The sequence below is a fragment of the Pseudomonas sp. KBW05 genome (assembly GCF_003852405.1).
In the GTDB taxonomy this organism is placed as follows: domain Bacteria; phylum Pseudomonadota; class Gammaproteobacteria; order Pseudomonadales; family Pseudomonadaceae; genus Aquipseudomonas.
Genome location: NZ_QAJM01000013.1, coordinates 43,537 through 56,773 on the forward strand (window position 1 = coordinate 43,537; position 13,237 = coordinate 56,773).

The 13,237-nt window shown below is 59.1% G+C and carries 18 protein-coding genes; 11 read left to right on the top strand and 7 right to left on the bottom strand.

Going from position 1 to position 13,237, the window contains the following annotated elements; all coding sequences use genetic code 11:
- Nucleotides 1-9: 9 nt before the first annotated feature.
- From DBR46_RS12230 to DBR46_RS12245, 4 genes are all read left to right on the top strand, one after another.
- Nucleotides 10-825, top strand: coding sequence for a motility protein A (locus DBR46_RS12230; RefSeq protein WP_124526403.1), 816 nt, complete (start codon nucleotides 10-12; stop codon nucleotides 823-825).
- Nucleotides 822-1,577, top strand: coding sequence for an OmpA family protein (locus tag DBR46_RS12235; RefSeq protein ID WP_124526404.1), 756 nt, complete (start codon nucleotides 822-824; stop codon nucleotides 1,575-1,577). Before DBR46_RS12230 ends, DBR46_RS12235 begins: the two co-directional genes overlap by 4 nt.
- 72 nt (nucleotides 1,578-1,649) lie before the next feature.
- Nucleotides 1,650-1,979 carry a hypothetical protein gene (locus tag DBR46_RS12240; RefSeq protein WP_124526405.1) on the top strand — a complete coding sequence of 110 codons (330 nt, stop codon included), beginning with the start codon at nucleotides 1,650-1,652 and terminating at the stop codon, nucleotides 1,977-1,979.
- Nucleotides 1,980-2,063: 84 nt separating this feature from the next.
- Nucleotides 2,064-2,435 (top strand): PH domain-containing protein, encoded by a 372-nt coding sequence (locus tag DBR46_RS12245; protein ID WP_124526406.1) that lies wholly within the window; start codon nucleotides 2,064-2,066, stop codon nucleotides 2,433-2,435.
- Nucleotides 2,436-2,569: 134 nt separating this feature from the next.
- Here the strand turns inward: DBR46_RS12245 and DBR46_RS12250 are convergent, their stop codons facing one another.
- The 5 genes from DBR46_RS12250 to DBR46_RS12275 all read right to left on the bottom strand — a co-directional run bounded on the left by DBR46_RS12250 (nucleotide 2,570) and on the right by DBR46_RS12275 (nucleotide 5,663).
- Nucleotides 2,570-2,875: a DUF3077 domain-containing protein gene (locus tag DBR46_RS12250; RefSeq protein ID WP_124526407.1), complete on the bottom strand. Its 306-nt coding sequence runs from the start codon at nucleotides 2,873-2,875 to the stop codon at nucleotides 2,570-2,572.
- Between the two features lie 890 nt (nucleotides 2,876-3,765).
- Nucleotides 3,766-4,341, bottom strand: coding sequence for a PIN domain-containing protein (locus DBR46_RS12260; protein WP_124526409.1), 576 nt, complete (start codon nucleotides 4,339-4,341; stop codon nucleotides 3,766-3,768).
- Entirely contained in the window at nucleotides 4,338-4,808 is a 471-nt protein-coding gene (locus tag DBR46_RS12265) for a helix-turn-helix domain-containing protein (protein ID WP_124526410.1), read from the bottom strand. Before DBR46_RS12265 ends, DBR46_RS12260 begins: the two co-directional genes overlap by 4 nt.
- 100 nt (nucleotides 4,809-4,908) lie before the next feature.
- Nucleotides 4,909-5,154, bottom strand: a complete 246-nt coding sequence (locus DBR46_RS30530; RefSeq protein WP_124526411.1) for a hypothetical protein — start codon at nucleotides 5,152-5,154, stop codon at nucleotides 4,909-4,911.
- Complete coding sequence (locus DBR46_RS12275; protein ID WP_124526412.1) at nucleotides 5,151-5,663, bottom strand: type VI secretion system amidase effector protein Tae4; 513 nt, start codon at nucleotides 5,661-5,663, stop codon at nucleotides 5,151-5,153. Before DBR46_RS12275 ends, DBR46_RS30530 begins: the two co-directional genes overlap by 4 nt.
- Nucleotides 5,664-5,945: 282 nt before the next feature.
- On the opposite strand from DBR46_RS12275, the gene DBR46_RS12280 reads away from it, so the two are divergent.
- Genes DBR46_RS12280 through DBR46_RS12290 form a run of 3 tightly spaced genes read left to right on the top strand, consistent with a single transcriptional unit; the run spans nucleotide 5,946 to nucleotide 7,956 of the window.
- Nucleotides 5,946-7,109 carry an S-type pyocin domain-containing protein gene (locus DBR46_RS12280; RefSeq protein WP_124526413.1) on the top strand — a complete coding sequence of 388 codons (1,164 nt, stop codon included), beginning with the start codon at nucleotides 5,946-5,948 and terminating at the stop codon, nucleotides 7,107-7,109.
- A 14-nt stretch (nucleotides 7,110-7,123) separates the two neighbouring features.
- On the top strand, nucleotides 7,124-7,408 hold the full coding sequence (locus tag DBR46_RS12285) for a colicin E3-like toxin immunity protein (protein WP_124526414.1): 285 nt from the start codon (nucleotides 7,124-7,126) through the stop codon (nucleotides 7,406-7,408).
- 8 nt (nucleotides 7,409-7,416) lie between these two features.
- Nucleotides 7,417-7,956: a hypothetical protein gene (locus tag DBR46_RS12290; RefSeq protein WP_256659281.1), complete on the top strand. Its 540-nt coding sequence runs from the start codon at nucleotides 7,417-7,419 to the stop codon at nucleotides 7,954-7,956.
- Nucleotides 7,957-8,362: 406 nt separating this feature from the next.
- On the opposite strand, the gene DBR46_RS12300 is transcribed toward DBR46_RS12290, so the two are convergent.
- Entirely contained in the window at nucleotides 8,363-9,706 is a 1,344-nt protein-coding gene (locus tag DBR46_RS12300) for a sensor histidine kinase (RefSeq protein WP_124526416.1), read from the bottom strand.
- Nucleotides 9,703-10,365: a response regulator gene (locus tag DBR46_RS12305; RefSeq protein ID WP_124526417.1), complete on the bottom strand. Its 663-nt coding sequence runs from the start codon at nucleotides 10,363-10,365 to the stop codon at nucleotides 9,703-9,705. The genes DBR46_RS12300 and DBR46_RS12305 overlap by 4 nt, the downstream gene beginning before the upstream one ends.
- A gap of 146 nt (nucleotides 10,366-10,511) precedes the next feature.
- Between DBR46_RS12305 and DBR46_RS12310 the strand changes: the two genes are divergently transcribed.
- The 4 genes from DBR46_RS12310 to DBR46_RS12325 are packed head-to-tail and all read left to right on the top strand — an operon-like array spanning nucleotide 10,512 to nucleotide 13,225.
- Nucleotides 10,512-10,778 carry a PepSY domain-containing protein gene (locus DBR46_RS12310; RefSeq protein ID WP_124526418.1) on the top strand — a complete coding sequence of 89 codons (267 nt, stop codon included), beginning with the start codon at nucleotides 10,512-10,514 and terminating at the stop codon, nucleotides 10,776-10,778.
- Entirely contained in the window at nucleotides 10,778-11,323 is a 546-nt protein-coding gene (locus tag DBR46_RS12315) for a cytochrome b/b6 domain-containing protein (RefSeq protein ID WP_124526419.1), read from the top strand. Before DBR46_RS12310 ends, DBR46_RS12315 begins: the two co-directional genes overlap by 1 nt.
- A 22-nt stretch (nucleotides 11,324-11,345) precedes the next feature.
- Nucleotides 11,346-12,614: an exo-alpha-sialidase gene (locus DBR46_RS12320; RefSeq protein ID WP_124526420.1), complete on the top strand. Its 1,269-nt coding sequence runs from the start codon at nucleotides 11,346-11,348 to the stop codon at nucleotides 12,612-12,614.
- Complete coding sequence (locus DBR46_RS12325) at nucleotides 12,614-13,225, top strand: hypothetical protein (RefSeq protein WP_124526421.1); 612 nt, start codon at nucleotides 12,614-12,616, stop codon at nucleotides 13,223-13,225. The genes DBR46_RS12320 and DBR46_RS12325 overlap by 1 nt, the downstream gene beginning before the upstream one ends.
- The last annotated feature ends 12 nt before the right edge of the window (nucleotides 13,226-13,237 follow it).

Sequence of the window (13,237 nt, forward strand, 5' to 3'; positions counted from 1 at the left end):
GAGTGCTGCATGAACCCCTCAACCCTGATCGGCATGCTCGCCAGCCTGCTACTGCTGGCCGTGTTGCTGGTGTTCAGCGCGCAACAACCCGGCCTGTTCGTCGACCTGCCGGCGCTGGGCATTGTGGTGGTCGGCACCTTTGCCGCGACCTTCATCAGCTACCCGTTGCGCGAAGTGCTGCGCATCTTCAGCCTGATCAAGACCGTGGTGCGGCATGAGCGTGAGTACACCCAGGAAGACATCGACGAGTTGGTGAGCCTTTCGCGGCTGTGGATCGACGGCGACCTGCGCGCGGTGGAAGACGTGCTCGACGGCGTGAAAAATCCCTTCCTGCGTTCCGGCGTGCAGTTGGTGATCGACAAGACCCCGCTGGACGACATCCTCGACCTGCTGCAATGGCGCATCGCCCGCCTGCGCGCCAAGGAACATGCCGAGGCGCAGCTGTTTCGCGTGATGGCCAGCTACGCCCCCGCGTTCGGCATGCTCGGCACGCTGGTGGGGTTGGTGAACCTGATGTTCGTGCTCGGCGACGGCGACATGGTGACCATCGGCCGGCAAATGGCGGTGGGCCTGATGACCACGCTGTACGGCGTGCTGCTCGCCAACCTGCTGTGCAAACCGGTGGCGGTGAAGCTGGAGCGGCGCACCGAACAGCGCGTGGTGGTGATGAACATGGTGCTGCAAGGCGTGGCGATGATGGCCAATAAACGTAGCCCGGGCTTGATGCGCGAGACGCTTAAATCCTTTGTCGCGCATTACCAGAATGAACTGCGGGATGAGCCTTTGCGCGCGCCACTGCGGCTCAGTTGGAAACCGCGCACGTGAGGCCTGTTACCCGTATCCAGGCCGCTGCGATTGCCAGCGGCACGCCGCCGGTGGAGGACGCGGCGGGTGAGACGTGGATGATGACGTACCTGGACATGATGACGTTGCTGCTGGTGGTGACCATGGCGATGCTGGCGTTGGCGGGCAAGGGGCATGAGCGTACGCGGCATGGCAGCGAGTTCAGTGGGCCGCCGGTGTTTACGATGAAGGGTTTGACGTCGGTGGAGGTTCCGGGGGCGTTGCTGATGGTACCGGCTGTAGAGCCAGAGCCGGTTGCCGCGCCTGAGCCGGTTGTGGTCGTTGAACCTGAACCCGCGAAACCGACGACACAAGACCTGCTCAACGAACTGCCGCTGGATCAATTGGGCAACGACATCGAAGTGGTCACCAATGAAAGCAGCGTGAGTTTTCGCATCAGCAGCGAAATCCTGTTCCCCTCCGGCCAATCCGACCTCAACCTCGGCGGCCTGGCCGTGTTGCACAAACTGATCCCGGTGCTCGACAGCGTCCCCCACAAACTAGTCGTCGCCGGCCACACCGACACCCAAGACATCCGCAGCGCCCGTTTCCCCTCCAACTGGGAACTCTCCAGCGCCCGCGCCGGCAGCGTGGTGCGCTACCTGCAAGCCAACGGCATCCAGCCCGCACGCCTCGCCGCCATCGGCTATGCCGACACCCGGCCGCTGGCGGATAACACTACGGCTGAAGGCCGCGCGCGTAACCGTCGGGTGGAATTGATCCTGGAGCGGTGACGGCCGGGGTTGTTTTTTGCGCTGAAGAACAGTGATCATCGCCCTCCCCCCGACTGTTGAGGAACCGAGACCATGGAATTGACGCTGGAAGCTGTGGCGCTTTTTGCACTTAAGCTGGTGCATGAGGTGGACGGTGGCAGCCCGGTTTTGCGTGATGATCTGGTGATGGACGGGTATGACCGGGAGGTGTTTGGGTTGTTGGTGCGGCAGGGAGATTTGGCTGGGGTTTTGGGGAAGGTGGATGAGTGTGTGGGGCAGGCGCTGGAGGCGGTGGGTGGGGCTGACACGGTGTTGGGACGTGAGCTGCAAAAGCTGTCCGCCAACGTGCAGCAAGCCACTACGCTGGAGGAACTGCAACTCCCCCTCGACGCACTAAAAGCCTACCTAAAAGCCATCCAATGACGCGGTCCCCCTGTGGGAGCGGGCTTGCCCGCGATGGACGTCAACGATAACGCTCCGCCACTGACTCACCACAAGGCCCACCAAATGATCGACTTCAACAACAAAGGCTTCTTCAAACTCAAACAAAACAACGAATACGCCGAACGCGTATCGGCCTTGCTGCTGGACGGCGAAACAGTGATCGACGCGTACAAATCCATGCGCGACGGTGTGGTCTTCACCAACAAACGCATCATCGCCGTGAACGTGCAGGGGATTACCGGCAGCAAGAAAGACTTCACGTCGCTGCCGTACAAAAATATCGTCGCCTACTCGGTGGAAACATCCGGGACGTTTGACCTGGATTCGGAGTTGGAGATTTACTTTTCTTCGTTGGGGAAAGTGAAGTTTGAATTCACCGGCAAGACTTCGATTGTGGAAATTTCACGGTTGATTTCCAAGCACCTGCTGGCCTGATCAGCGGGCAAAAAAAAGACCTTGGCGCCCCAAGGTCTTTTTTTGCCTACACGATCCAACGAATGCACCGGATCAAAATGTGGGAGCGGGCTTGCCCGCGAAGACGCCCGACCTCACACCCTCAGTCTCCAGCCTTACACAACAACCCCATCCTCCCCAGCAACCCCATTCGGCAACATCCCATTCGCCAAATCATCCACCACCGCCTTCGCCATCTCCCCCAAATAATGCGCAGCCCAGGCATAGCGGTCGGCGCTTTTGTCCATGGCCGCGTCCAGTGCCAGCAGTTTGGAGCAGTGCAACAACTCGGAGGCATGCTCCAGGGCTTCGCGGATGGGGACGCCGGCATTGATACGGAATAGGTGGTGATGATTGGGCGGTGTACCGCAGGTGGAGAAGGTGATGATGCCGAGGGTTTTGTTGAGGGGTGGGTTGATCATTGGGCACCTCCGCACGGGGTGGGGGTGTGGATTGCAGTGTTGCGTGGGTATCGCCTATCAGAAACGGTCATTGCTTTAGCTCCTAGTGTCGAGAAGCTGCCACATTCGTTATCAGGCGAAAGGGTGGCAGCTGTGCGCAGGCTGATAAACCGGGACAATAGGAACCCGGCAGGCCCGAAGGCCTCCCGCGCACAGCCGCCATAACACGGATGTGCGGACGCAAAAAAAGCGTCGGCATGGTGCTGGAGACGCTTGAGCGCCTATTGTTCCACGGGTTATCAGGCCCGGTCACTGAATTTGCGGTGACGGCAAAAAAATAGCTCAGCAAGCCACATTCCGGAACCCACAGACTGTGCCTAAAGATTTCACACCAAAGAGAGTGAGAGTATTGGTCGCGTACTCCCTCAGACGTTTGTTAACGACTCAGGTAATAGGAACTCCCTAGCTTCATATTTGCTTACACTAAAAAAACGCTCTGCGTTTTTTGTACCTACTGTCAGCAAGTGGCAATCCGCCACCTACGACGAGGCAAAGAAATGGAGCGGTATAGAAACCTAACTGGGGACTCAAATGTGGTGGCCTACCAACTGGGAGCGGGGACAATTACTGTCCAGTTTGCCACTGGCACGTATAGAAATTATGTTTATGACGCGACCGCCCCAGGAGCAGCCAAAGTTGCGGAGTTGAGCCGCCTTGCCGTCGCGGGACGCGGCTTAAATAGCTACATCGTTGGTGTAGTCAAAAAGGATTACGCACACAAATATTAGGCGGTAAAGCCGCAATGACTCGCGATTATTGTTGGAACAATAATCGCGAGCTACTTTATGAATCTAATACGCCAGTTGAGGAAGATCCTATCGGTCAACACACATTCCAGTTCCGTATGAAAACTACAACATCACCTCATAAGGCCCCAACACCTTACTAGTCTGCACCAACCCCTGCCGCATCAACATCTCAAGATACCCCTCCGCGTTTACCGACGGCCGCATCATCGCCCGCCTCTGCTTCTGCGCCGCCGCCAATACCGCCGCCTGATCCAAATCCCAAAGGTCCGAGATAAAGTCATCCGGATGCATCGGCTCTATGTCATAAGCCGCCAGCACATGCGCCGGAAAGTCTTTCAGATTAAAGGTCACGATGACCTCCGCCTTACTCCGAATCGCTGCCGCCAGGACGTGACGATCATCAGGATCCGGTAAGTCCAGGCTAGAACACAGCCCCTCATACCCCATTACCAACCCATCCGGTATGGCCTTGTCCATCAGCGCAGAAGTATTATCCACTTGTTCCGGGGTCAAGTCCGGATGATTCTTGAGTACGTTGCGCTTCCACTCCTCATGAATCTGACGGGTCCATCGCGCCCGATACAGGCCAGACAACCCCAGCCACATCAATAAATCCCGCAGCGCCGCCGGGTAAAGCACACAAGCGTCGTATACAGCCGTGAATGGCGAACACCTCATAAGTCATACCCCATTCCCAGCTCCTGAGCCTGCCGCACCAACGCCTCCATCGCCTCCTGACTTTGCGCATCACGCTGCTGTTTAAACGCCATCAAATCCGAAAAACGAATGCGCCGATGCCGACCGGTTTTTGTGAAAGGAATAGCGCCCTCTTCCAGCATCTTGACCAAATGCGGACGTGAAACGTTGAGCAAGTCGGCGGCTTCCTGGGAGGTCAATTCAGCGTGCACGGGCACGACTTTGACGGCATTGCCGATGGCGAGCTCTCCGAGGATGTCGACCAATAAACGCAACGCCGAAGTAGGGAGTACGAGGGTGTGGGGCTTGTCTTCTTTGTCGAAGATGTCGATGCGCTGAGTTTCAAATTTTGTCGACAGCAATGAGGCGAGTTCACGCTGGCCTTGCACGGCGGCTTCAACTTCCTTTTCCAGCGGAGGGATGGTTTTTGGGAGGGGGTTGGTGATCATGATTCGGCTCCAGTGTTGCTGAGTTCAGTTGAGGCCAAAGCTAGACGAAATAAACGAAAAACGCAATATTCGAAACGAAGCTAACTATTTCGGCCCCGATCTACTCCCCCGCGACTCCGCGCGCCCTCTTTAACCATCTGTAATACCAGACCGTCCCGCCCACTACCGCTCCCACAACCACCACCCCATTCCCCACCAACCAAAGCCCAAAATTCCGACTCTGCTCCGCATCACTCTCATAAAACGGCCCAAAATACGTAGACACCGCCACCACTACCCCGTTGAACACCCCAAGCGCCACCGCAACCACCAACACCACACACCCAATCCCCTTAACCGCCGTCATAAAACCCTCCAAAACCAAATCTCCCGGGAATCGTGATAGCTCGAAAACGTCCCCTCAATCGAAAACCCCATCTGAATACGCGGGTAGCTCAGCCAATCCGTCAACCGTCGCCCATTCCACAGATCGATATGGTCACCACTACGATTGCCAAACGTCTCTTTCCCTCGCCTCCAGAAGTCTTTGAAGAAGATAACGCCCTGCTGCCCGGCTAGCACTTCCTCAAAGTCTTCGGGCTTCAACTTAATAACCGCCCTTAAACCGGGAATATTAGCGCGGCTTAATGCCCTGGCCATTTCCTCAGCTGCCAGTACGTGCCCCTCACTCTTGGGGTGCTGCCAACAATAGCGCACGTCGACTAAGCGGCTCAGATCGGCGCCGGATCTGCGCAGTGCTACGCCTAAATTGATCGCGCATTGATCGCTGAAATTCTTTGCGCCGTTGCTTCTGCACGGGGCTGCGTCGCCGAAAATTTCGGGGTGGTTTTTCCATAGGGTATTGAAGGTCAGCATTCAGTATTTCCATCGCGTGTTTTTCACGCGACCGTAGCAAACGCCCTGTCGCCAAAGAGGGGCGCAGACAGAAAACAGAGCGGTCCTACTCGTGTGCAGGTTTTGCCTGAAGGCCAAAGCGCACAGGCCTTCCACATGCAGATGAGAGAACTCAAATACGTACTTTCAACGTCGCGACAAGCCAGCTGACCTTTCCCACAAAAACCATCGAACAACACTGATTCCAGGCGCTTGCTTGCCCCTCGTAGCCTCACTCCCCCCACACAAGGAAGTGAGTCGGCCATGTCAGAACGCGCCTACCCCATCACCGAAGAAGAACAGCTCAAACGCCGCATCCTGACCCCGCAGCCGAAGCGAATGCCCTATTCGCCGCCCATCGACTTGCTCGCCCCTCTCCCACCCACAACCCCTGCCCCCACCAAACCTCCCGGCTGCGTATTCCTCAAGCCCTGCCAACTGCCCGACGGGCTTATTCACTACAACGATCCAACCGGTTACGTGCCACTAGAGCTGATCGAGGAGTACGGCCATTTCAGCCTGTTGGGCGGCCGTGAGGTGGATGACCAAGGCACGGTTGCCTTGAGCAAAATCAGCGGCAGTGCACTGCCTGTCGGCTTGGGATCGTTGGCATTGCGGGCGGTGGTGGTGGAGTCGGCGGCTGTTGCGGCTGGCACGGTAGCGAGTGGGTTGCTAGCGGGATTGGTCGGGCTGGCGTGGCCAGCAGCGTTGGGCGATAGCGCGCTCTACACCGACGAGCAATTGCGCTCAATGCAACGGGCGCGTTCGCAGATGCGGTTGCATATCGAGCAGTTGGAGGACGGCACGCTCAAGGGCTATGGGTTTTACACCGGCCGCAATGCCGACTGGCAGATGATCGAGGTGGTGCAGTTCCAAAGCCGTGGTGATCGATTTGTGGCCAATTTGGGCGAGGGAGTAGAGCTGATCTGGACGCCTGCGGTTGATCCGGGGGACACCTTGAGAATCCCGGCGTTGGAGGCGGCGCCACAAGCACCGGTGATCTGGATTTATCCGCCGACGCAGAAGGCAGCGCAGATTTTGGTGAACCCGGTTTATCCGCCGGAGTATCGGGATTTTATTCTGGTGTTCCCGGTGGAGTCGGGGGTTGGGCCGTTGTATGTGGTTGTTAACACACCTCGCAAAGGGCTCAGAAACCCAGACCACGATTACTTCCCGGCCCCCCAAATCGAAGACATAACGGGCTTCCCAGGATTGATTCCCCAAAGGCCTGTGACACCAAGAAAAGGTGGGGGAGGTTTACGTGAACGCTGGATAGACGCAAAGGGAAGGAAAATATTTGAGTGGGATGCCAAGAAAGGAGAGTTGGAAGTCTATCGAAACAGTGATTTGGAACACCTTGGCGCATTTGATCCATACACCGCAGAGCGTCGAGGTCCTGCAAAACCGGAACGCCGAATTTACAGATAAAGAGGAAGCAAAAAATGGTCATGAAAATAAGATTGCGATGGTACGAAAAGCACAGCAATGACTTGAAGGCGGATGAGTACTCAGCAGACATCGACGATGGCGATAGTTTTTTTGAGGCGCTGGATTTGAGCGAGGAAACCGCGATCTATGCCGACGTGTTCAACGTTCTTCCAAGCTGGATAACAACGCTCCAACCACACTTCAAACACGTGATCGACCCAACCCTCTTCGACTACCAAATCTCTTTCCGCTACCAAGGCGCCTGGCCACCACCACCCAAGCAACCCAAGACCCCATGAGGCCAACCATGAAAAAGCCCCTTCTCTACCGTTCAGTCAACACCCGCACTCATGGCGTGTGCCACGGCAGCTACCGCGCTTATCGGTACGAACGAAACACCAAAAGCGAAAAGGTCGCACAGTCCAACCGCAGCTCAATGCACAGTCACCATCCACACGGTTTTGATTACACGCCGCTGTATCGCTTTCTTCTGTCCAAAGTCGGCCAACCATGGAACCAGGTTTTCAGCGAAGCCAACGCGCGCCTAGATCGCCCCGATCCAATCTTCTGGATGGTCGCGCTCCATGAAAGCGACAAACAGGACTACGTGAGAACGGATGAAAACAGTTACTACAGCGGCTTATGGGTCGACGGCGCTGGCCTGCTGCAAAAAGTTAACCCTCAACTCACACCTGAGCGCATGCAAACCTTTTACGACAACAGCACCCACACGTTCAACGGCGTGATCTATGCGCACGCTCTTGCGACGAAGCCCCAAAGCCACACGCCAAATTCGATCAGCCCGCTATCGCCCGCTTCACCGGGCCTCGACAGCTACCACCGTTGATTGGTGGTGCAGCCGTTTCCCGAGCCTGGCGCGGATCAAAGTGTGGGAGCTGGCTTGCCTGCGATAGCGGGGGAGCAGCCAGCACGTGTATCGACTGACACACCGCCTTCGCGGGCAAGCCCGCTCCCACAGGGGATTGGTGGTGCAGCCATTTCTAAAGCCTGGCGCAGGTCAATGTGTGGGAGCTGGCTTGCCTGCGATAGCGGGGGAGCAGCCAGCACGTGTATCGACTGACACACCGCCTTCGCGGGCAAGCCCGCTCCCACAGGGGATTGGTGGTGCAGTCGTTTCCCGAGCCTGGCGCAGGTCAACGTGTGGGAGCTGGCTTGCCTGCGATAGCGGGGGAGCAGCCAGCACGTGTATCGACTGACACGCCGCCTTCGCGGGCAAGCCCGCTCCCACAGGGTCAGAATTCCAGGCGGGCACACAACCCACCCCGCTCCAAATTCCGCAACGCCAGCCGACTACCAATCTTGCCAACAATCATCTCCACAATCGCCAACCCCAACCCCGCGCCGTTGGCATTCCCCCGGCTGTAAAACCGTTCGAACAATCGCCCCAATTCCGCTTCATCAATCCCAGGCCCCTGGTCCTCGACGCTCAGGCAGTCAGCACCAATCACCACTTTCACTTCGCTACCAGCAGGCGAAAAATTCAGCGCATTGGTCACCAGATTCTGCAACGCAATCGCCAGCGCAACAGGCTCGGTCTCCACCCACACCTCTTCCTCTCCCTCCAGCACCAATTCCACGCCTTTTTCCATGGCCAGCGGCGCCAGTTCGGCCAGTTCTTCGCGTACCAACTCGGTCAGTTGCACACGACTGCGCACCGGGTTGTTCAGTTGTGGTTCGATGCGGGCCATGGTCAGCAGTTGGCTGCCGATGCGGGTGGCGCGGTCGACGCCGTTGACCAGAAACTCCAGGGCTTCACGGCGTTGCTCCGGGGTCTCGGCGCTTTGTGCGTTTTGTGCGTGGATGCGCAGGATCGCCAACGGCGTGCGCAGTTCGTGGGCAGCGTCGGCGATGAAGCGGCGTTCGCGTTCCAAGAGGTCGTCCACTTGCACGAGCAGCCGGTTCAGCGCGGTTTGCATGGGTTCCAGGTCGCTGGGCAGTGGCGCCAAGTGCAGCGGTTGCAAGGTGTCGGTATTGCGCCCGCGAATCGACAGGGCCATGGCGCGCAGCGGTTTGAAGCCCCAACCGATGACCAGCCAGATCAACACCGCCAGCAGCGGCACGCCGATCAATGTGGGCCAGAGGGTGTGGCGCATGATGCGCTGGATCACGTCCTGGCGAATGTCATCGCGCTCGCCCACCCAAATCAATAGCCCTTGCTGCGGATCGGCGAGGAGGAACGCGCACCAGTCGTTGCCGTTGTCCATCAGGTCGTGGGCGCCGAGGGTCGCGGGCGGTGCGGCCAGCACCGGTGCTTCGGCGGAGCGCACCAGCAGTTGGCCGTCAGCGCGCCAGATCTGGAAGGTCAGACGGGTTTCATAGGGATGGGCCACGCCCTCTTCACCCACGCGGCTCATGGCCTGGTCAAAGGCCTCATGCAACCTGTTCCAGTCGGCTTCGCCAGGGTCGCGTTGGCGCAATACGCCTTGCAGCAGGCGCGCGCTTTGGGCGAGTTGGGCGTCGTAGACTTCTTCGATTTCGTGATGGCTGTCGCGCAGCACCAGCCAGCTGATCAGCGCGTCGCCGAGCAGGATCAGGACCAATACGGGGATGAGGATGCGCGCACGCACCGAGCTCATGGCGTGAGCACCAGCACATAACCAACACCGCGCACGGTGCGGATCAGCTCTGTGGATAACTTCTTGCGCAGGTTATGGATCAGCACTTCCAGGGTATTGCTCTCGACCCGGTCCTGCCAGCCGTACAGCGCGCGGGACAGGCGCTCGCGGGTCACCACTTTGCCGGGGCGCACCATCAGTTGGTGCAGCAATTGGTATTCCATCGGCGTGACGATGACCTCTTCATTCAGATAACCCACTTGCTGGGTGGCCGGGTCGAGGCGGATGCCGGCGTGTTCCAGCAGCGGTTGCGCACGGCCCTGGCTGCGGCGCAACAGGGCGCGCACGCGGGCCTTGAGTTCCTCGACGTCGAAGGGTTTGACCAAGTAGTCGTCGGCGCCGGCGTCCAGGCCGGCGATGCGTTCGGCGGTGCCGTCGCGGGCGGTGAGGATCAGCACCGGCAAGTCGTGCTGTTCGGCGCGCAGTTGCTGCAACAGGTCGAGGCCGTCGAGGCGTGGCAGGCCGAGGTCGAGCAGGAGCAGATCGAACGATTCCGTGCGCAGCGCATGCAGGGCCGCCACGCCATCTTGCAGCCAGTCGAGGGTGTAGCCTTCGGCGCCCAAGGCCACGCGAATCCCCTGGCCGAGGGCGCGATCATCTTCGACAAGGAGTAGGCGCATTGCGAAATCTCTGTAGGAAACGGCGAAATCATGCCGGGTTTCAGCGGAGCGCCCCCGGCAAAGATGTTACGGCGCGTTGCCAACTAAGGTTGCACTAAGGTTGGTTTAGCACTGTGAAATCTCCCACATCTGCTGAGAGCTTTTCCATGCGCAAAATTCTGCTGTTGTCCCTCGTCCTCGCCAGCCCCCTGGCCCTCGCCGGCCCGCAGTGCACCACCGCCGAGCGCTCGCAATGGCAAGACGAAAAAGCCTTCCAGGACAAGCTCAAGGCCGAGGGCTACACGATCAGCAAGTTCAAGGTCACCGACGGCAACTGCTACGAGATCTACGGCTTCGACAAAGACAAGCGCAAGGTCGAGATCTACCACGACCCCGTCACCGGAAAGGCCATGAAGACTGAGATCAAAGGTTGATGCCAGGCGAATCCCTGCGCCTGTGGGACCCGTTGGTGCGACTGTTTCATCTGTCGATCGCCGGGGTCTTCATCGCCAATTACTTTTTTAACGAAGCGGGCGATGACTGGCATGTCTGGCTGGGCTACTACGCCATGGCCTGGCTGCTGGTACGGCTGGTGTGGGGGTTCGTCGGGCCGCGCAGCGCACGCTGGGCGGACTTTTGGCCTACGCCCAAACGGCTGAATGCCCACCTGCGTTCGTTGCTCAATCGCCGGCCGCAGCATCGGCTGGGCCATTCGCCGATTGGCGCGCTGGTGATGCTGTTGATGTTGTTCGCATTGCTCACCCTCGGCATCAGCGGCTTTTTGATGCAGGAAGTCGATGCCCTGTGGGGCGCCGACTGGCCGCAACAAATCCACGAGACCGCCGCGAATATGCTGCTGGGCCTGGTGTGTATCCATGTGCTGGCGGCGTTGTTTGAAAGTGTCCAGGTGCGCGACAACCTGCCGTTATCCATGCTCACCGGTCGCAGGAAGCGCCTGCCGGATGAACGTGGGCAGTAATCCTTTTATCCACAGGTCTCCTATGCGCTCCGCCTTATTGATATGCAGCGTGCTCGCGGTGTTTTTCGCCGCCTGGCAAAGCCATCCGCCCCATGTCCTGGCGCCGTTTGCCCAGGCCAGCCCGAACACTGCAAAAGTCGCAGCGGCCCCGCAATACACCAGCCGCTTTGTGTCGACACAGTTGACGGACTTTGTGCACTCCTCCTCCGTCACCGCCCTGCCCGGTGGCGACTTGATGGCGGTGTGGTTCGCCGGCTCCCGCGAAGGCGCCGCCGATGTGCAGGTGCGCACCGCGCGCTTCGATGCCCACAGTGGCGAATGGGGCGCCGAGCAGGTACTGGCCACGCGGGAAAGCACCCGCGACGGCACCCAACGCTACATCCGCAAACTCGGCAACCCGGTGATCGCCCTCGCGCCGGATAAACGCCTGTGGATGTTTTATGTCTCGGTGTCGGTGGGTGGCTGGGCCGCCAGCGCAATCAACGTGATCGTCTCGGATGACCTCGGCGCCAGCTGGTCGGCGCCGAGGCAACTGGTGACGTCGCCGTTCTTCAATATCAGCACCCTGGTGCGCGCCGCGCCGGTGTTCCACGCCGACGGCTCCATCGGTTTGCCGGTGTATCACGAGTTCATGGGCAAGTTTGCCGAGTACCTGTACTTGAGCGCCGATGGAGCGGTGATCGACAAATTCCGCATCAGCCGCGGCAAGCATTCGCTGCAACCAACCATCGTGCCGCTGGACGGCCAGCGCGCCGTGGCGATGTTGCGTTACGCCGGCGATACCCACCACCGCGTGCTGGCCAGCCGCACCACCGACGCCGGGCAAACCTGGAGCGAGCCGTACCCGCTGGAACCGGCCAACCCCAACTCGTCATTGGCGGCGGTGGGCACGGTGGACGATGGCTTGCTGGTGGCGCTTAACGATCTGCAAGACGGTCGCTTCAAGCTCAGCCTCTACGGCACCGACGCCCAGCTCAGCCAGTGGCGCACGGTGGTGCAACTGGACCAATCGCCGGACCCGCTGGGCGCGCCGTTCTCCCCCGAGGCCTACAAAGAGATCATCGGCGAAGGCTTCCGCGCCTCCAGCGGCGCGAAACGTTTGCCCCTGGAACAACGTTTCCTGAGCAACCTGGATTACCGCGTGTGCAAACCCCGTGGCTGCGATTTCGAGTACGAGTACCCGTATTTCAGCCGCAGCCCGGACGGTACTTACCACCTGGTTTATTCGTGGAATAACACCTTTATCAAACATGTCAGCTTCAACGAAGCCTGGCTGGCGGAGCGTCTGTGATGGTTTCCCTGTGGCAGGCCCATTTGAGTTTTGTGTTGCTGGGGTTTGTGGCGCTGTGCGCGCTGCGCGTCACCCAGCCGTGGCGGCCGTGGTTGTTGCCGGTGTTGGTGGCGTTGAGTTTTATCCCGGTCAATGAACTGCCGTTGGCGGCGTATGTGCGCAGTTTTACCGATGATTTGGCGATCAGCACGCTGGTGTTGCTGGCGTGGGTTGCCTTGAGCCGATTGGGGTTGGTGCAGCCGATTGCTCGCGCGCACCGGGTGCAGATGTTGCTGCTGTTCTGTGTGCTGGGCGTGGTGCTGTACCCGGCGACGATGGGGCTGACGTATGTCGATCCGTACCGGTGGGGGTTCAATCCGCGGCCGATGATTGTGATGGTGGCGGTGGCGGCGCTGGGGATGTTGGCCCTGCGCAATGCGCTGGCGGTTTGGATGTTGGTGGTGGGGACGCTGGCATTTGCGCTGCGGCTGAAGGCGTCGGAGAACTATTGGGATTATCTGGTGGACCCGCTCTTGGCGACCTACTGCGTAATCGCTGGGCTAATGCAATTCAAACTGTGGGAGCGGGCTTGCTCGCGAATGCGGGGTGTCAGTCGGTACATGTTTGGCTGACCCACTGCATTC